Genomic DNA, 19,165 nt, shown 5'->3' with positions numbered 1-19,165 from the left:
TTACTCTCGATTCACTCCTTATTATTCTCGGAACAGATAATTTCACCAACATGGAAGAGGCTTTCCGCTGTGGAAAGCCTCTTTTTTATTTATTGGCAATATGAACTTTCAATAGTTTACCTTTGACGGTTGTATTTCGCATCTTTTTCAAGACAAGTGGACCTTTGCCGTTTAATATTTCTACATAAGATACCGTGTCTTGAATCGTAATAATTCCTATATCATCTGCTGTGACACCTTCGATTTTAGCGATAGTTCCTACAAAATCGACTGCACGTATTTTCTTTTTCTTACCACCATTGAAATACAGTTTTGTAATATTCGCGTTTAGCTGTTCGCCTTTCGATTTTTTTATCTCTGGCTGCTCCTGCATTTTCATGTCAAATGCAGCACGACCTTTTACAACTTCTTCTTTTGTAGGCTCCGATGCAGTAGGAATTTCGAAACCAATAAATGATTCGATCTCTCTTACAAACTTATCCTCAAAAGGAGTTGCCAGCATGATTGATTTACCACTTCTACCCGCTCGCCCTGTTCTACCTGTGCGGTGGACATAGCTTTCTTGCTCTAATGGCACATCATAATGAATTACATGCGTGATATCATCAATATCAATCCCACGAGCCGCAACATCCGTTGCGATTAGATAACGAAACTCTCCTTTTCGGAAATCATCCATCACCTCGAAACGGTCCTCCTGCATCATACCACCATGAATCTTGTCAGCTGTATAGCCTTTTTCATCCAATACATCTACGAGCTGTTCTACTCGTTCCTTTGTACGACAGAAGATAATACAGCTGTCTGGGTTTTCCACAGTGGTCAGCTTTTCAAGCAAGGAAAGCTTTAGCTCTTCCACTACAACATACTTCACATGTTCTATATCTGGTGCATTTTCCTCAGATGAGTCAATTTCAATCGAAACTGCATTTTTCATGTATTTCGTACTTAGTTTTTTAATTTGCTCCGAAAGAGTTGCAGAAAACAGCATTGTCGTACGAGCTTTTGGCAGTAATTTAATAATAGATTCTACCTGCTCTAAAAAGCCCATATTAAGCATTTCATCGGCTTCATCAATTACTAAATACTCGATTTTAGATACATCTAGTGTTCCTTTTTCTATATGGTCTAACACTCTACCAGGCGTACCCACAATAATATGTGTTTTTTGCTTAAGTGCTAATTTTTGTTTTGCGAATGGTGATTTCCCGTATAAAGCAAGACCTTTTATACGTTTATAACGACCTATATTGGTGATATCCTCCTGCACTTGAACTGCCAATTCTCTTGTAGGTGTTAATACTAATGCTTGGGGTTTATTTTCCTCCCAATCTACTAGCTCGCATAATGGTGTTGCAAAGGAAGCTGTTTTTCCGCTCCCTGTTTTAGACTTCACTAATACATCCTGTTTCTCTAAAACGACCGGTATTACCTTTTGTTGCACTTCTGTCGGTTCTGTGTAGCCTAACTGTTCTATGGCACGTAAAATCTTCTCGTCTAGCTTAAATTCTTTAAAATGCACTATGCATAATCTCCTCTTACAAACTAATTTAGTCAATACTTTCCCTTATCATATAACCATTCAAACATTTGCACTCTTCGACATGATTCCCTTGTATTCGAGTAATTATAATCTCTTTTGCAGATTTCCGATTCAAATCTATGGTATAATTAAACTATCGCTAATTGCGTAATAAAACTAGAAAAGAGGCAGACACATGAGTTTCCAACGACAACCTAAGGAAGTTTCACCCTTCGTGGCAGCTAGGAAAATTGATGAGAAGATCTCTTTCACTCGTAATGATCACGAAGTTCAAGGCACTATTTTTAAAATTTTAGAGCAATCGGTGATAGTTGAAATCTCTACCGAAGATGCCAAAAAGATTAATGTCCCTTCTAATCTTACGGTAGTATCTCATAAAAACTACACGGTAGTATAATTGTGAATCTCCTCGAGAAAAGCTTGTCCATATTTTTCTCGTTTGTTTTCACCTATTCCGTGAATTTCTAATAATTGTTCTTCGGTTTGCGGACGCTCTGCACACATATGCTGTAGAGTCTTATCAGAAAAAATTACGAATGGTGGTACACCTGCTTCGTCCGCAATTTTTTTCCGAAGTATTCTTAGTCTTTCAAACAACGGATCATTCTTAGCGATTTGTTTCGTTACAGCTACACCTTTACGATTCACTACTCTTTTCCCCAATAATACTTCTTTTCCCGCATCTGATACATAAATAGTTGGTAAACTACCTTGCTTTACTAAAAGAAACCCTTCCGCAATCATAAACTCCATTAAGCCTGACACTTCTTTTAAAGACTTGCCCTTTAATATTCCATAAGTAGATAGCTTCGTAAAACCAAAATCTATCACTTTTTTGTTTTCAGAGCCTGTCAATACTTGCGCAGTCAGTGTCTTACCAAATCTTTGTCCCATTCTAACTACACATGAAAGAACCATTTGAACTTCTTTAGTAACGTCTTGAACCTCTCTGGAATCTGTGCAATTTCCACATCGACCACATGTTGTAGCATCTGGCTCTCCAAAATAAGTAACGATAAACTGCTGCAAACAATTTTCAGTGTGACAATAATCCACCATCCCCTGTAGCTTTTCTAGCTCCTGAGGGATTCGTTCACGATCCATTGCTTGATCTATTAAAAAACGCTGCGTTTGGACATCCTGTGATGCATACAAAACGACACATTCACTTGGTAATCCATCTCTTCCCGCTCTTCCAGCTTCTTGATAATAGCTTTCCATATTCTTCGGTAATTGATAATGAATTACATACCGGACGTTGGATTTATCGATTCCCATACCAAAAGCATTGGTTGCAACCATTACTTGTGCTTCATCTGTTAGAAAACGTTCCTGTTCTTTGTTTCGAAATGCTTCTGGAAGACCAGCATGATATTTTGCAGTTTGAATACCTGCTCTATTTAGTAAATCATATAACAGATCTACCGTTTTTCTAGTAGCGGCATAAATAATTCCTACCTCATTCGCATTTTTCTTAATAAATTCTTTTAAAAACTTATTTTTATCCTGTCCTAATACGACCGAAAATGCTAAATTTGATCTTGCAAACCCAGTGATAACTGTATTATCCTCTTGAATTTGCAACAATCGACAGATATCATCTCGGACAGCCGGCGTTGCAGTAGCGGTTAGTGCAAGCACAGTAGGTTGCTCTGTAAAAACTTCCTTTAAGCGATGGATAGCCCGATAGCTCGGTCGGAAATCATGCCCCCATTGAGAGATACAATGCGCTTCGTCCACTGCTATTAACGGAACCTTTACTTTTTTTAATTGATTTAAAAAGTTGGGAGACTCTAAACGCTCAGGAGCTATATACAGTAAACGATATTGGCCATTTTGCACTTCCTCCATTGTTTCTCTTACTTCTTCAGCCGTTAATGTACTGTTTATGAAGGTTGCGGGAATCCCAGCCTGAATTAAAGTATCCACCTGGTCTTTCATAAGGGAGATTAACGGAGAGATAACAATTGTAGTGCCTTCTAACATAAGAGCAGGAATTTGGTAGCATAAAGACTTCCCCCCTCCAGTGGGCATAACACACAGGCTAGAGTTCTCATCTAATACATAGTTTATAACTGTTTCTTGGCCCTCGCGAAACGAATCATATCCAAAATAAGTTTGTAATAATTGACGTGCTTTTTCTAACACTTAGGTCACTCCAGTCGTTTGTTTGAAACCTTTTATCCTCTTTTCCTACTTTTATTATTGGTCTTGTTCACTGTGTTATTTGTTGGTTTTGGGTCCACTTTATTTACATCTCTTCCTAATAATAAATAACCGATTACAGAAGATAATATAGCCGCCCCTATAATAATAAGTACTTTATTTATAATTGTTACTTCCGAATATTCTTCTTGGTTTAAAATAATTGTTGCCAACACCGCCACAACAATCATAATTGGCGGGATTGTTCTTGACTTTTTCATAGCAAACTTCCTTCCTCTACGCATGTATAGTATATTGTACCATAAGACTATCAAGGGTTTTTACTCATACGTATGAGATAATATACAAAAAAACATATAAGGATGACTACAATAATGCGAAATGAAATAACTATCAAAGTAAATGAAACACTAGCCCAGGACTTACAAAAGGGCGTTCCTATTTTAATGAAAGACGGCTTCCATGAGACGGAATCTCTCGAAGAGGGAGCTATTTTAAAACTACAAAATCCATCCGGTAAATTTATCGGAAAAGGTTATGTCGGAAAACAAAATAAAGGTATCGGCTGGCTTCTAACGAAAAATGAAAACGAAAAAATTGATCAATTGTTTTTCCAAAAGAAAATAGCTTCTGCGATCAAATACCGAGATGACTATTACCATAATACCGATACAACAGCCTTTCGTGTATTTAATGGTGAAGGAGACGGTATAGGTGGATTAACCATTGACTATTTTGACGGATACTATTTAATCAGTTGGTATAGCGAAGGAATCTACTCCTTTAAAGAGATGATTTTAGAAGCACTAGAAGCATCTACTCCGTATAAAGGAATTTATGAAAAGAAACGTTTTGATACAAAAGGGCAATATGTGGAAGACGATGATTTCGTTAAAGGGGACCGCGGAGAATTTCCTCTCCTAGTAAAAGAAAATGGTCAAAACTTTGCTATTTACTTAAATGACGGGGCTATGGTTGGAGTGTTTTTAGACCAACGCGATGTCCGGAAAACAATTCGAGATAACTATTCGAAAGGAAAAACGGTACTCAATACATTCTCGTACACTGGAGCCTTCTCCGTATTTGCAGCCGCTGGTGGTGCTACGAAAACAACTAGTGTGGATCTTGCCAAACGTAGCTTAAGTAAAACAACTGAACAGTTTGAAGTAAATGAAATTGACGTAGAACAACAAGATATTATCGTGATGGATGTATTTGATTACTTCAAGTATGCGAAACGCAAAGAATTATCCTTTGATATGGTTATTCTCGATCCACCTAGTTTTGCCCGGTCAAAAAAGTATACGTTTAGTTCAGCCAAGGATTATACAAAATTACTAATGGATGCCATTAATATTACGGAAAAAAACGGTGTAATTGTAGCTTCTACCAATAACGCAACATTTGGGATGAAAAAGTTTAAATCGTTTGTGGAAAAAGCTTTCAAGGAGAGTAATCGAAAATACTCGATTGAAGAAGAGTTCTCGCTTCCAAGTGATTTTAGAACTTCTCCACTCTTTAAAGAAGGTAATTATTTGAAGGTACTATTTATACGTGCGAAATAATAAAGTAGAACGGTAAAGGAGGACGCATTTGCGTCCTCCTTTTTATAGTAAGCTTTTCACTACTTTAGACATCGTTGCTCCATCTGCTTTTCCAGCAAGTAAAGGTTTGGCAATTTTCATTGCATCCCCCATATTCATGCCTTTTGTAACGCCCGCTTCAGTTAAAACCTTCACGATTTCTTCTTCCGTTAATTGGGTTGGCAGGAAGCTAGCTAGTAGTTTTAGTTTTGCATTTTCTTTTTCGATTAAATCCTCACGATTAGCTTCTTTTGCACCTTCTAAAGCTTGGTTTGTTTGTTTTACTTCTCTGTTTACGATAGCAATTTCCTCTTCTGGAGTAAGAGCAGATCCTTTTTCTTTTTCGGCGTTATCTAGGGCAGATTTTAAGATAGTCAGTACTCCCTTTGCTAGCACATCTTTTTCTTTCATAGCACGTTTTATCTGATCAAATACGATAGTTTTTAACATATACTTCTTCCTCTCTATTAAACCTCTGCTTGGACTTCCTCAACAGTTAGCTCTACCTCAGAGCGGGTCATTTTTTCTTTTCCACTCTTCAATGCATTAAGTGTTTTATGAGCAAGTGCCAGAGGTAATTTACAGAATAATAATACACTTTTGCGGTTTATACTCTTAATATACTCATCAGCTTGGGCTAGATTTTCCTCTGCATAGTCAAACATCTCTGCTCGAGTCCATCCTTCTGGGAAGAATTGCACCCCACGCTCGCTATCCTCATCTTTGTTGCGCAATATATTAACCGCTTGCAGGCCACGTCCATATGCAATAGCTAAATTGCGGTCTGTCGTTATATCTGCACTCCATTTCCATAAGTCCGATAGCATTACACCAACTAAACCAGCTACGTAGTATGTATATTCATCTAAGTCTTCTCTTGTTTTTACTTGCCAGTTCTTACCTACCCATTTTGCCATTCCCTCTGCCATTTCACTCGTATACGTTTTTACCGTTTCCAATAAATCAGTCGGACAAATTTCCAACCAATCCCCTAGTCTCATGGATACAGGGGGCAATATTTCACGATATGGCTCTACCAACTGCTCATATGCCTCTTTGTCGAAATCTGCTAATAATAACTTACTTGTCGATAATAATATATGTTGTTTTTCTTCTGGATTTAGCGATTCATGATCTTCAATCTCATCTATTGCACGCATGCATAAATAAGCAGAGGCAACCGCTTTTTTTAGTTTTGGCTCTAAAAAAGTAATAGGGATATAAAAAGTTCTACTTGTTTTCTTTAGCATGTCCATTGCTTCTTTTTGTAACTTTGCTACATCATGCATGTCTAATCCTCCGTTTCAATCAATTACCCTTCGACAATTATCTACCTACTATTGTATAGGATTTTATCAAAAAGACAAAATAACTACCTTTATGAGTAGGAGAATTGTAAGTGTTACAGCCTTTAATTATTCTACTGTTCTTTAAAAACTGGTTTTTGTTCCTTCCAAAATAATGATATTACAAAACTAATTGCAAGTATAATCATTGCCAATACATAAGGATAATCAATATGCACATCAAATAATATCCCTGCAATACTAGGTCCGATAATATTTCCTATACTCGTAAATGTGGAGTTTAATCCTCCAACAAAGCCTTGCTCATTTCCAGCTATTTTAGATAAATACGTTGTAAGCGCGGGTCTCATTAAGTCGAACAATAAGAAAATCACAAAGGTAACTAGTAAAATTGACCAGTAAGCCGAGACCTTAATCATCGCAAAGATAAAAACCGTTGATACACCTATACAAATTTGAATCAACCTAATTTCCCCAATTTTACCTACAACGCGATCAAAGGTTAAGACTTGGAAGACGATTCCCAGAACACCACTTACCGTAATGATTACCGCAATATCCTTTGGTGTAAATCCATATTTATGATCTACAAAAATAGAATACACTGTTTCAAAAGCAGCTAATCCAAAGCTAGATACTAAAATGATAATCATCGGAATTAAATAGATTGGCTCCAATACTTTACGAAAACTTGGTTTAACTTGCTTTCCTTCGCTTTCTACACTCTCTCTTGCAGGTTCCTTCAAAATAACAAGCGAAAATACCCCACCTAAAAATCCTAGGGCTGCAGCAACAAAGAATGGAAGTCGAGTTCCATGTTCTGCTAAAAAGCCACCGATTCCAGGTCCAATTATAAAGCCTGCACTAATCGCGGCAGCAACATACCCCATTGCTTTTGGCCGTTCTCTTAAAGAAGTGACGTCTGCTACAAAAGCCGTGACAGCTGGCATAATGAAAGCGGCACTGATACCTCCTAAAATTCTTGAAATATATAATATCTTCACGTCTTGGCCAAGACCGAAGAGCATTTCTGACACTCCAAATATGAACATACCAATTACAATCATTTTTTTACGTCCAATAGAATCTACCCATTTACCTGCAATTGGAGAAATTAATAACTGTGCAAATGCAAATGCGGCAACTAAATAACCCATTGTAGAGCCTTCTAAGCTCATCTCCCGCATTAATGTAGGCATAACTGGAATAATCAGTCCTATGCCTAAAAATACAATAAATAAATTTACTAATACTAAATAAATCACTTTATTTAGACCACTTCTTTGAGAAACCATCTTTAAACTCCTTTTAATTCTATTTCAGCATAAAATAAAAATAAACCCTATAGTTACTATAGGGTCAAGTAGTTTGAATAGGTATTTTGAGTTCTACTAAAAACTCATCTTCCTTGGAAGCTGAATAATTTATTGGCATCCATACGTCATATACAATCGGATCCACGACTAATTGGTGCTCCTCGATATAGTCGATTAACTTCTGATAGCATTCAATATATTCAGTGTCCTCTAGAACAAAAGAAATACTAAGGTACTCTCCAGCAGGTAACAAACTAATTTCCACATCTTCATATTTCACTTCAAAATCTTTATTTGTCACAATATATGTAAATAAGTAATCATAGTTTATATCATTTAAAAATTCATACCTTTGGAAAGGAAAGGATCCACCATATAATGTATCGAATACACTACCCTCCTCTTCTAACACTTTACTGATACGTCCAAATTCCCTATTTGGGATATCATCAACTTTCATATTATGCGCTTTTATCTTTACTATTTTTTGTTCTGATAAATTCTTTCTGCTGACAGTCATCATATTTGGTTCTAGCACGAAAGATTGTATTTGCTCTTTTTTTCGTTGTAAAACTTGCTTTGTTTTGTTGAGTCTTTGAAATTGTTCTTCAATTCTTTTTTCTTGATCTTCCAAATATATGACTAATTCTTCTGGCTTTAATTTTAATACTGATTTAACCTCTTCTAGTGATAACCCAAGATATTTCAAGGATTTAATAATATCTAAATAGTACAGTTGTGTATTTTGGTAGAATCTATATCGATTGCTCGAATTGACCCCAAAAGGTTTAAACAAGTTTATCTGATCATAGTATCGTAAAGTTTGAACGGAGATATTGCTAAGCTTTGCTACTTCTCCTATCGTCAAATAATGGATCTTCAAATCATCCCTCCATTTGTTTTAAACTCTAATAAAAGCTACCCTATTTAATCTAGGATAGCTTTTATTTATCCCGCATTAACGGGTAGGAAAACTCCCACATCAGGCTTGATCGAAACAACAAACCACAATTGGAAACAACTGCCCTTAAAAGCCAGAATGGTCAATTTCCAATCAGTGGGTAAGAAGAAAATCCCCACTGATTTAAGTTTCACTTTTTCCACTATTGAATTCCTTCAATTGTTACCTCTTTTACTGGCAAGAAAAGTTCTTCTGTATTTAGGAATGTCACTTGCACTTTATCCCCTTCTTGCATATACACTGCCAGTGGTGCAACTTCGGAAGATACAATATAGCTTTGCTTGTTATCTAACAAGAACGAAACTTGTGTAAAGTCGCCTACACGTTCCTTAAAGACACGCACAACCGTACCAGTTACCGATTTCTCTTCGGCATTGGAGCTACCATCTACGGAGCTACCTCCACGTTGAATAGCTGTTTTATATAGTTTTAAAGCTTCGTTTGGCGTATTTCCATAGACAGAGATCTCTGGATTTGCAGCTGACACTATAAAGTAATTTTGCAGGAATCCATTAGAGTCTAATACGGGTGTTAACCAACTAGCTTCTCCGTAAAAGTTGTATAACACCGGCATTTCACCAGACCACTTTTTCTCGATAAATTTCTTTTCAATAATTTGTAGTGCCCCCTGGGAATCCATATAAGATTCCTCAAGATTCCCTGTATAGTAAGTCGCCTCACCTGTTCGACCATCTGTCAAAGAGTAACCAAGCATTGAGTCTACTCCCTCTTTTGGGCTCGTAAAGTCTGTAAAGTAATACATTTGCCCGTCTTCTGCAAAAATAGGACTTACATTTGCCTCGGTTCCTTCATCGGATGGAAGCTTCACATCTTTTTTACCAAATAGACTATTAATAAATCCATGTATATATTTACCAAAATAGCTATTTTGTAAACTTACTGTTTCCGGAGATACGGCCCCATCTATAAACGCCGGTACATCACCAATTTTATAGGAGTCTGTCTGACCTGTAGCTGGATCTACCACTACGATTCCTTTTACATCAAATCCATTTCGCGCAGAAATGAAGCTACCGTAAGAACGGATGTAATAAGGTTTTCCATCCTCGTCTATTTCTAATTGAGGATCCCCATAGAAAATTTTTGTCGAATGCTTCATACGCATATGTCTTTCTAAGTTTTTATGGAAATAAGAAGACGGTGTATAGCTCATTTCTGCTTCTATAAATTTTGGGTTATCCGACGAGTCGGTTGCACTCATTGTAAAATAACCTGGTGTGACATCTCCATTCCACCATTTGAAAAGTCCAGAAAATTCTACTGGAGCAATATATACATATTCCTCTTTTACTTTTTGAATTTGTAAATTACCTAATTCGTAATAGCTCGTATTAGGTACTTGCCCAAAAGCTTTTTTCATTTTATTGCGTGCAAATTTTGGTGGTACACTAGCAGGTGTCTTCGTTTCATCAAATGCTTCAATCTCAACCTCTTGCTGCATTTCTGCCACTTTATATTTTTGATCTGCATTCCAAAAAGGTGCTGTTAGCATAAATATAGCTAAACCTAAGCTTCCTAAGAACAGAATACCTTTTACTTTTTGTTCCTGTCCTTTAGCGAGTATCATCCCTGCTAAAGTAGTGATAACTAGCAATGGCCATAACGCGGTCCAATTACGATCTAGGTTAGTTACATAATATATAATTGCGAGTACGATAAAAGTTAAAATCGTCAGACCAATGATAGAAGTTACCATGTCTTTTCTTTTAGCTGTCAATGGGACTACTAATAATGCTGTAAGTAGCGCCGCAACTACCGAAATAATAAATACGCTGGTCATTTCTCAAACCCTCTTTCTCTTTTTAAGCATAGTTATTTTACGGATGAGAAGGAAAATGGTTTCATAAAAGAAACGCGCAAGCGCCTAAGTTGAACTTCGTTACTCCTTTCGAAATACCCAAGCACGCTGTATGATAAAACCAAAAATGAAAAGAATTGCGTCTACTATAACCTTCAATACAATTTCTCCTCTTCCAAGCCATTCTGCATAGAGGAAATGGACGGAACCAGCAGATATTAACATGATAGAAGCAGCGAGTAAATAATAGCGGATAAACGAATTTCGGGAGCCCTGTTTGAAAACTTTATTGCGATTTATATAATAATTGAATAGGGCCGATAAAAAACGAGCTGCGATAGTAGCGATAACGATAAATAGTTCGGGTGCATCTTCTCTCCAAAGCTTTATAAATAAGGCGTATAATCCGATATCTATAGCAAAAGAGGCTGCTCCAGACAGTGCATAGAATAGAAAGACCTTATAAATATGAAATGAGTCCCTTAGTGGACGAAAATGAGAGGATTTATTTTCTCCGAGATAAACGGTTTGAATAGCTACCTCTTCTATCGGAATATTTTTTGGCTTTAGCGCTGCCAGCATATTCATCTCATATTCAAAACGCTCCCCTGTAACACCTAGTAATTGAGGAAGGTGCTTTGTAGGAATTCCACGAAGCCCCGTTTGAGTATCTGTAAGAACAGTACCTGTTGATAATCGGAAAAGTAAACGAGTACAGCGATTTCCAAAAAAACTGCGGAAAGGCACCCCTTTTTCCGAGAAGTCTCGATTGCCTAGTACTATAGCATTCGTTTTTCGGGACATCTGTTTAGCAACTTTCACCATATCCGATACAAGATGCTGCCCGTCTGCATCTACAGTAATGACAGCTTTATGAGGCAAAGAATTATTAAGTATGTAATGAAAAGCTGTTTTCAAAGCTCTGCCTTTCCCTTGATTGACGGCGTGACGAAGAAGGGTTACTTGCGGAATTAAAGAAAAAGCATGAAAGATGGGTTCAAATTCCTTTCCACTACCATCGTCAATTAATATGATAGATTGAAAATTTGCCTTAATGATGTCATCTATTAGCTTTCTGCATGTTTCACCGGGCTTGTAGGCAGGTATGATTATGGCAAATTGTTTCACTCTGGACCTTCTTTCTATCTCTCGAAAAGAGATTAGATTTTGCTATCCTATACCCGGTTCTCTTCTCAAATACTCGTTAAATATTAAACACCTAGTGATACTTCTCACTAGGTGTTTGTTATAACAGGACAATTTTTCTTATTTACCTGAAAGCTCTTTTTCCATGATGCAACTACGATAAACATAGAAAAGGTCTTTACCCATTCTTAAAGTAAAGCATCCATTAGTTGATGGTCCATTGGTACTACGCTGTTATCCGACTCCCTACAACCGCAATTGGCTTCCTTGCTTATTATCGCTTGTACACCATACTCGATATAAAGAAAAGACCGGTAGGACTTCGTGAGTTGTCGTATCATATCAATGTGTGACTGCCAAGGTCTCTGACTCCAGATAAGTTTTTTTATTCTTCTTGCCGCTCTTTCTCGTCAGGAATCCTACCCGCTATTTGATACGACCTAGGCTCGACCGCACAAGCCTCATTAGTTCTTTAAAGAAAGTAGTCTTTGTTTTCCCTCTATTAATGGACCTTTTCCCATATTTCTGTAATTGACATGACATCTCAAAAAACTTACAATTAGAAAGAATCTAATTGATAATAATTTTCATTATCAATTAATCTAATACCAATTTATTCAACTATTAATATAAAAGGAGCCGAAAGAATGCGATCCATGAATTTTACTTTACTAATCACCCTCATCGGGATATTAATTTTTCCAACGACAAGCTTCGCTTCTAGTCCGGAAGAAGACTTGAGTCAAGCAAACGTTCAAATTGATGAAGTGGTTAAATTAGTTCAAATGGGTGACATAAAAGCTGCTTCAGAACAATTTAAAGATTACACTTCAAATTGGATTTCCTTTGAATCAGGTATTAAAGAAAAATCTGAACAGGCTTACCATGATATTGAAGATAAAATGGGACAAGTTCAGTTTGCTTTAGCTCAAGACCCAGTTAACTCGAAAAGTCTTCAAAAATCACTTCAACAATTGAAACAAACGAATACAAAATTTTTTGAAGGTCACTTCTCACCAACTTCAGTTGCTGATAAAGATGCTTCAAAAAATAATGCAGATGTTGCAAAACTAATTTTGCTATTAAATCAATCTTTAGACAAAATTGATAACCAAGATATTGACGGGGCTAAATCTGGTATAGAAGAATTCAGAAAATCATGGTTGGACGTTGAAGGAGTAGTGCTTATTCAGTCTGCAACTGTCTATAAAAATGCAGAAAGTGATATGGTTACTTCATATTCTATGCTTTCAGCTAATCCGCCCGATCTAAAAGGGGCAAAAAAAACCATTGAAGAAATGAGAGATTATTTATCTCCACTTGTTTCAAAAACTAGCTATACGATGTTGGATGCTACAACCATTATGTTACGCGAAGGGTTAGAAGCGCTATTGGTTGTTGTAGCACTTATGGGCTTTTTAAAGAAATCTGGTCATTCGGACAAGAAAAAATGGATTTGGGTAGGTGTAGGTTCTGGTATTGGCATCAGTCTTGTTCTTGGCGTTTTGGTCAACTTCTTATTCTCAGCTGGTACATTTGGTCACAACAACTTCCTGATTGCAGGATGGACAGGCGTCTTTGCTGCTGTCATGCTCCTCTACATGAGCTATTGGCTTCATAGTAAATCGAGTATTTTAGAATGGAATCGCTATATTCAAAAGAAAAGCACGAAGGCGCTCAATACTGGAAGTTTACTTTCGATTGCGATTTTAGCTTTTCTGGCTGTATTCCGTGAAGGGACTGAGACTGTCTTATTTTATATTGGCATGGCATCTTCTATTGACTTAAGTTCCTTATTAGGTGGTATAGCGATTGGTCTCATCATTTTATTGGTTACCTCTTACTTAGTTTTAAAAGTAGGCTTAAAAATTCCGATGCGTCCATTTTTCATGGTGTCGAGTATTCTAATGTTCTACTTGTGCTTTAAGTTTACGGGAATGGGGATTCATGGTTTACAATTAGCCGGGTTTATTCCAGCTACACAAGCTCCCATCCCAACCAATGATTTTTTTGCGATTTATTCAACTTGGGAGAGCTTTATTCCCCAAATGATTTTGTTAGTCGTGGCAGTTTTTGTAGCCATTTTGGTTAAAATAAAACAAAAGACCATACAATCAAGAATGAAAAAACAGGAGGAACTTAATCATGCAATCTAAAAAATACGTATTCCCTATTATCATCGCAGCATCAATGGCTTTATCGGCTTGTGGAACAAAAGATGAAAAAACAAAAACTGATGATAACACCCAGACAGAAGAGACGACTTCACAAACATCGATAGCAGATGGAGCAAAAGAAATGAAAGCTGAAATTGCCGATTTGAAAGTCAGATTAGAAGAAAATGATCCTAAAAAAGCCAAAGCAAATGGCGAAAATTTAGAAGAAATTTGGGAGAGTTTTGAAGATGAAGTAAAAGAAAAAGACGCGGACCTTTATGAACAAGTTGAAATACCCCTTCACTTGATTGAAGCAGGCGTAGAAGTTGATCCTCTTGATAAAGACACATTAAATAAAGCCGCTGACGATTTGGATAGTGTCCTTTCTGATGTAGAAAAAATAAAATAATGCAACAAGCTCCCAATTTACATAAAAGTATATTGGGAGCTTGTTTATGCAGAAGAACAATTAAGGAGTAATCGCAATTTTTACTACAGGTTCCTTACTACTTTCAAAAATATCATAGCCTTTTTCAATGTCGTTTAAGCTAATACGATGTGTAGTAAGTGGTGTTAATTCTAATTAAGCGGTTCATATTTTTAAGGTCACCTAAACCGAAACGGATTGATAAGGTTTTGAAGAAAATCTCTGGGAATGGTACAACCATCTCTTTGCTAAAAATACCAACTAGAGATACACACGACCACCTACCTGTAGGCAACATAACGCATTTCAAAAAGACTTTACCCCTTCTTGAAGTAAAGCACCCATTAGTTGAATAAACTATACTCTTTTGGTAGCAGTCATGATAAGTTTAACACTCGTGTTAGTTATTTAGTTCTTAGCTTCTATTACAAAGAAATTTCGAATAGACACTTTTCAATACTCTTTTTAAGAGGTACTAATTCACAATTCTTATTAACTTTGATGTAAAAACTTTTTAAGAATGTCTTACAGTTAGAATATAAAAACCAATACTCTTCTTCCTCTAACTGTTCTTTTTGAATTTTTAATTCAAATGGTACATTTTGTATTAACGTTTCTATTTCTACTTGTTCCAATCCGTTATTTACCATTTCTAGTATGGGAATTAGAATCCTTTCATCTTCATTATGTATATAAACACTAGTTGAAACAAATGCCTTACTCCATAGTACTTTTAATATTTTCAAGTAAAATTTCTTATCTATTTTTGAACTTTTTACAAGTTCATCAATAGCGTCAGTTACATGAGCAACACTGTGAGCCCAGCCTTTTACAGCTACATATCCCCGTAAATCCTTCTCCAAACTAATGTAATCGAGTAATTTTTCTTTTATTTTAAAAACCGTTTCTTGGGAGAGAAAGTTGTCTTCATTATCCCTATATAGAATAAGTGCTATTAAAAGAGTAGTAAACGACCTTGTAAAAACAGTATCAGTTTCATTTTCCCCAATTCCTTTAAATAACAAATCACTTAAACACAATTCTAGTAGTTCATTTAATAACTCATGACTAATTTTATCTTTTTCTTTAATTAATTGATAAAAAGAGCTATAAATTAGGTGGTCTCTCAGTTCACAATCAGTTGAACCGATGTGCTCAACCATAGATTTGACTATACAAACTATACTTTCTTCTTCCCAAGTTCTTCCTCCGCTCTTAATTTCCATTAAGATTTTTTTCAGTTCAATTGTCCTCAATGGAACTTCTAAGCCATCCATATCATCCACCCCTTTTCTAATAACACAGAACTCTTCTTAAACTAAACTGTTGCGTTAGTTCAACAAGAAAAAAGCTTTACTAATTCTTGAAGTAAAGCACACGTTTGTTGAAGAAGAAGCTTAACTTTCGACAGTTTTTATATCGAACTTCATATTGTATAAATCCCAACTATCATCAGAAGTATTAGAGAAGACAGTTATTTCAAGTTTCTGCCCAATGTTATATTTCTCTACATCATCAACGGGTATTTCATATACATTTCCATCTTTTCTACCTTCTTCGACTCCGCCATATTCTTTAATAACTAACATTTCTTCTATAAGAATTTCCTCTACTGTACCTGTGAAAGTAAAACTTTCTTGATAATCATCAGAACAGCCAGCAAAAAATAAACAAATTAATAATATAAAACTGATTGTAATTTTATTTTTCACAATAACACCCCCTTGAAGGATTAGATCCATATTACGTACTTAGTTTCAAATTGTTGTTAAACTAACCTGCTCGTTAGTTCGATAAGAAAAAGCTACCTTTACAGGCAGTCACTTGTTTACTAAAGCACCCGTTAGTTGAAGAGCGAATTTAATCCCTGTTATCTAAATCATTATCTAGAAAAGTTTTTTTGTCTTCTTCAGTTCCATTCTTTTTTTCAAGAAATTGCCCAATTATTGAACTATTAATACCATTTCTGACTGCTGCTTCTATGACTCCATAAAGGGCTAATAATCCACCAATAGATACTACAATAAATATTACAATAAGCATATTAAGATTATCCATAAAATCACCCCTATAATTCTAATGTTTAATTGAACTATTCTGCCGCTTTAGTTCAATGAAAAACGCTTTAACCTTTCTTGAGGTAAAGCACCCGTTAGTTGAACATAAACTTTTGTATGTATTCTTGTATTACCGGTAAATCGGGTGGGCTAATGTTCGACGGAAGTTCGTTGAATTCAAAGAAATGTAATTCTTGAACTTCACTATCCTCTTTTTTTAATACACCTTCATAATCATTACATATGTAAGCTGTTACTACGTTATAAACCTCATCACCATGCGGATATTTATAGTAGAACTTTTCGCCTGAATAGACATTGAATAACGCTAATTTATTTGCTACCAAACCTGTTTCTTCCAGTAATTCTCTTTTAGCTGCTTGCTCTAAAGATTCACCCATTTCTAAAGAACCACCAGCTAATCCCCAACAATTATTATCCTTACGTAGTTGCAATAGTAGCCTATTATCTTTATTTATTACAATGACGCAGGCACCGACCATTATAAGTGGACGACTACCTACTAACTTTCTTAAATCCATAATATAGCCCATATAAACCCCCAAAATTAAATTATCACCTTAATGTACATATTATTTATAACACTATCCCTTATTCAACTAAACTGCTGCATTAGTTTAAGTGTGACATTTCACAATGGATTTCTGAGATCTACTTGATGTTTCGGAAAAATTAGACCATCAAAATGAAGTTCTTGTTGAACTAAAGCACCGGTTAGTTGAAGAAAGTTACGGGATTTAATACGGGTTACACCCTTTCACACTTAATAACAATTATCAGACACATCATCAAACGATATAGTGAATCGTGCTGACTTAGGGTCATTATTCGATGTTGAACTCATGCCGTTTTGATACATTGAATTGGGTATTTTCTTTATTCTTGCACCTGAATTATTCACGTAATACGCCTTTGTTTTATGCCAACCAATTTTATTAAAATCTTTCTCAGAGGTAGAAGTTATCACCTTCCCATCTTTAGGAATATCTATTATTATTTCATTATCCTTCATGTCCAAGGTTTCATGTCCTTTTTGACTATAATAGATTGTCATACAACCTTTAAATCCTTCAGGAACGTGATAAATAACTGTCTCTTTTGAGGTATCTATGTTAGCAATTAGTACTATAAGAACTACCCCTATCAAAACAATTGCAGTCCATCTTTTCTTCCACTTCAACAAATACTCCCCCCTTTTAATAAACGTGAGTTTTTTTATGAAAATAAGAAAAAAGGCTTTACTCCTTCTTGAAGTAAAGCACCCGTTAGTAGAAGAAGAAAGGTGACGCTTATTCAACAATATTCCTTTAAATACCACATTTCACGAGCCTTCGCTTCCTATTATTAACGATGTGACGGCCAAGAACCTTGCATCTTCCTAATTTGAATAATTTGACCGGTATGGTATGCATCGTGAAGTATTATATTATATAGCTTTTCTTCTAAATTACTTTGTTCAAAATCTCCATTTGTTGTTTTACTTATTGCTTCTCTTAAATTGTGTTGAACCATTTCTACACGTTTAACAATTTCTGACCATTTCTTATTGTCATTTAATTGTTCCGTCAAGGAGAAGGTTTCATCACCATCAAGATTTTGTGTCCATTCATGGCCTTGTAAATTTGCTGTTAGTCTCTCTTTATAGTAAATGAGATGATTAACATTTTCCCAAATTGTATTTGCTGCCTCTCCATCCGGTCTCCACATAGCCTCTTCAGCGGTAAGTCCATCAATTGCAGACTTTAACGGAGCATACCAACTCTCCTTGTCGAACGTAGTGTCAAGCATTCTTAAGAAAAAATTGGTTCGATTCATTACATCTTCCTCCTTTAAACTATTTGACCAACACTTAACTTTTCTCCAAGAAGTTAAAATAATCCTTCTAAAAGTAATTTGCTTCGATAGTTCAATAAGAAAAAATGCTTTACTCCTTCTTGAAGTAAAGCACACGTTAGTTAATTTATTACAAAATAATTTCTTCACCGATACTTATAGCACGAAAAGGATTTCTTTCCTTTGATTTTAACGATTCAATATAGTCTGAAGTTAAGTCCTCTTTGTTAATAATTATTCTTGTAGAACCAGATACTCCACCGTTTAAAAAAATGGGTTCAAAAGATTCTGGATTCTTAAGTCGTTCATAAAAAAAGCTGTCTAAAACAATAGTTGCATAACTAAAATTGCCTGTATTGTTAGTGAATTGATAGTTAACTTCAATAATAAGTTCGTCCTTGTTTTCCTCTATCTCATAGGTGAAACTTTTTACTTCTGCACTTTTATTCGGAAATAAAATCCACACTAAGCACAATAAAAAAATCACAGATATAATGAAAATTATTACTTTGTTTCTTTTCAAAAATTCACCCCCATTTTATTAACCTGCCCCTTTAGTTCAATAAGAAAAAGGAGTTGCCTAAGAAACCCGAATAGCTAATTTGCCACCTAAATACGCAAATTACTAAAAAAATTGTGTGTTTTTTATACCATAGTCACCTGTAATAACCCCCAGTATCAACCATGAAACAATTAAACCTAAAAGAAATAAAGAGATTGATTTCAATATATTTCCCTCCGTTAGAGTGTACAACTTTACTTATTCTTATTGAACTATCCTGTTGTTTTAGTTCGATAAGAAAAAAGGCTTTACTCCTACCTGAAGTAAA

20 protein-coding genes are annotated in these 19,165 nt (G+C 35.7%); 4 read left to right on the top strand and 16 right to left on the bottom strand.

Annotated features, from left to right (window positions below):
* Window positions 1-85: 85 nt before the first annotated feature.
* Window positions 86-1,525: a DEAD/DEAH box helicase gene (locus BLR36_RS17350; protein ID WP_093063012.1), complete on the bottom strand. Its 1,440-nt coding sequence runs from the start codon at window positions 1,523-1,525 to the stop codon at window positions 86-88.
* A gap of 193 nt (window positions 1,526-1,718) precedes the next feature.
* Between BLR36_RS17350 and BLR36_RS17345 the strand changes: the two genes are divergently transcribed.
* The gene (locus tag BLR36_RS17345) at window positions 1,719-1,940 is read left to right on the top strand and encodes a DUF2187 family protein (RefSeq protein WP_093062995.1); all 222 of its coding nucleotides are present in this window, start codon (window positions 1,719-1,721) and stop codon (window positions 1,938-1,940) included.
* Here BLR36_RS17345 and recQ read toward each other — a convergent pair.
* Window positions 1,925-3,691 carry a DNA helicase RecQ gene (gene recQ / locus BLR36_RS17340; protein ID WP_093062994.1) on the bottom strand — a complete coding sequence of 589 codons (1,767 nt, stop codon included), beginning with the start codon at window positions 3,689-3,691 and terminating at the stop codon, window positions 1,925-1,927. The genes BLR36_RS17345 and recQ overlap by 16 nt on opposite strands.
* Window positions 3,692-3,723: 32 nt before the next feature.
* Complete coding sequence (locus BLR36_RS17335; RefSeq protein ID WP_093062993.1) at window positions 3,724-3,969, bottom strand: hypothetical protein; 246 nt, start codon at window positions 3,967-3,969, stop codon at window positions 3,724-3,726.
* 114 nt (window positions 3,970-4,083) lie between these two features.
* Between BLR36_RS17335 and BLR36_RS17330 the strand changes: the two genes are divergently transcribed.
* Window positions 4,084-5,274, top strand: coding sequence for a class I SAM-dependent rRNA methyltransferase (locus tag BLR36_RS17330; protein ID WP_093062992.1), 1,191 nt, complete (start codon window positions 4,084-4,086; stop codon window positions 5,272-5,274).
* Between the two features lie 42 nt (window positions 5,275-5,316).
* On the opposite strand, the gene BLR36_RS17325 is transcribed toward BLR36_RS17330, so the two are convergent.
* From BLR36_RS17325 to BLR36_RS17300, 6 genes are all read right to left on the bottom strand, one after another.
* The gene (locus tag BLR36_RS17325; protein ID WP_093062991.1) at window positions 5,317-5,742 is read right to left on the bottom strand and encodes a GatB/YqeY domain-containing protein; all 426 of its coding nucleotides are present in this window, start codon (window positions 5,740-5,742) and stop codon (window positions 5,317-5,319) included.
* Between the two features lie 17 nt (window positions 5,743-5,759).
* Window positions 5,760-6,581: a squalene/phytoene synthase family protein gene (locus BLR36_RS17320; protein WP_093062990.1), complete on the bottom strand. Its 822-nt coding sequence runs from the start codon at window positions 6,579-6,581 to the stop codon at window positions 5,760-5,762.
* Window positions 6,582-6,712: 131 nt separating this feature from the next.
* Window positions 6,713-7,894, bottom strand: coding sequence for an MFS transporter (locus tag BLR36_RS17315; RefSeq protein ID WP_093062989.1), 1,182 nt, complete (start codon window positions 7,892-7,894; stop codon window positions 6,713-6,715).
* A gap of 64 nt (window positions 7,895-7,958) precedes the next feature.
* The gene (locus BLR36_RS17310) at window positions 7,959-8,798 is read right to left on the bottom strand and encodes a MerR family transcriptional regulator (protein ID WP_093062988.1); all 840 of its coding nucleotides are present in this window, start codon (window positions 8,796-8,798) and stop codon (window positions 7,959-7,961) included.
* Between the two features lie 220 nt (window positions 8,799-9,018).
* On the bottom strand, window positions 9,019-10,677 hold the full coding sequence (locus BLR36_RS17305; RefSeq protein WP_093062987.1) for a hypothetical protein: 1,659 nt from the start codon (window positions 10,675-10,677) through the stop codon (window positions 9,019-9,021).
* 99 nt (window positions 10,678-10,776) lie between these two features.
* Window positions 10,777-11,823, bottom strand: coding sequence for a bifunctional glycosyltransferase family 2/GtrA family protein (locus tag BLR36_RS17300; RefSeq protein WP_093062986.1), 1,047 nt, complete (start codon window positions 11,821-11,823; stop codon window positions 10,777-10,779).
* 665 nt (window positions 11,824-12,488) lie between these two features.
* On the opposite strand from BLR36_RS17300, the gene BLR36_RS17295 reads away from it, so the two are divergent.
* Together BLR36_RS17295 and BLR36_RS17290 are read left to right on the top strand one after the other, a co-directional pair.
* Window positions 12,489-13,997: an FTR1 family iron permease gene (locus BLR36_RS17295; RefSeq protein ID WP_093062985.1), complete on the top strand. Its 1,509-nt coding sequence runs from the start codon at window positions 12,489-12,491 to the stop codon at window positions 13,995-13,997.
* Complete coding sequence (locus BLR36_RS17290; protein WP_093062984.1) at window positions 13,987-14,406, top strand: hypothetical protein; 420 nt, start codon at window positions 13,987-13,989, stop codon at window positions 14,404-14,406. The genes BLR36_RS17295 and BLR36_RS17290 overlap by 11 nt, the downstream gene beginning before the upstream one ends.
* A 443-nt stretch (window positions 14,407-14,849) precedes the next feature.
* Here BLR36_RS17290 and BLR36_RS17285 read toward each other — a convergent pair whose 3' ends face one another.
* The 7 genes from BLR36_RS17285 to BLR36_RS17255 all read right to left on the bottom strand — a co-directional run bounded on the left by BLR36_RS17285 (window position 14,850) and on the right by BLR36_RS17255 (window position 18,858).
* Window positions 14,850-15,701: a DUF2785 domain-containing protein gene (locus BLR36_RS17285; protein WP_254771446.1), complete on the bottom strand. Its 852-nt coding sequence runs from the start codon at window positions 15,699-15,701 to the stop codon at window positions 14,850-14,852.
* 120 nt (window positions 15,702-15,821) lie between these two features.
* The gene (locus BLR36_RS17280; protein ID WP_093062983.1) at window positions 15,822-16,136 is read right to left on the bottom strand and encodes a hypothetical protein; all 315 of its coding nucleotides are present in this window, start codon (window positions 16,134-16,136) and stop codon (window positions 15,822-15,824) included.
* Between the two features lie 148 nt (window positions 16,137-16,284).
* Complete coding sequence (locus tag BLR36_RS17275) at window positions 16,285-16,482, bottom strand: hypothetical protein (RefSeq protein ID WP_093062982.1); 198 nt, start codon at window positions 16,480-16,482, stop codon at window positions 16,285-16,287.
* Window positions 16,483-16,576: 94 nt separating this feature from the next.
* Entirely contained in the window at window positions 16,577-17,035 is a 459-nt protein-coding gene (locus BLR36_RS17270) for an NUDIX hydrolase (RefSeq protein ID WP_093062981.1), read from the bottom strand.
* A gap of 230 nt (window positions 17,036-17,265) precedes the next feature.
* On the bottom strand, window positions 17,266-17,685 hold the full coding sequence (locus BLR36_RS17265; protein WP_139185117.1) for a DUF6843 domain-containing protein: 420 nt from the start codon (window positions 17,683-17,685) through the stop codon (window positions 17,266-17,268).
* 161 nt (window positions 17,686-17,846) lie between these two features.
* Window positions 17,847-18,317 (bottom strand): DinB family protein, encoded by a 471-nt coding sequence (locus BLR36_RS17260; protein ID WP_093062979.1) that lies wholly within the window; start codon window positions 18,315-18,317, stop codon window positions 17,847-17,849.
* Between the two features lie 148 nt (window positions 18,318-18,465).
* Window positions 18,466-18,858, bottom strand: coding sequence for a hypothetical protein (locus BLR36_RS17255; protein ID WP_093062978.1), 393 nt, complete (start codon window positions 18,856-18,858; stop codon window positions 18,466-18,468).
* Window positions 18,859-19,165: the final 307 nt, after the last annotated feature.

It is taken from the genome of Psychrobacillus sp. OK028, assembly GCF_900103605.1.
Classification (GTDB): domain Bacteria; phylum Bacillota; class Bacilli; order Bacillales_A; family Planococcaceae; genus Psychrobacillus.
Note: the sequence above shows the minus strand (reverse complement) of the source record. Positions and strands in the feature narration are given on the sequence as shown.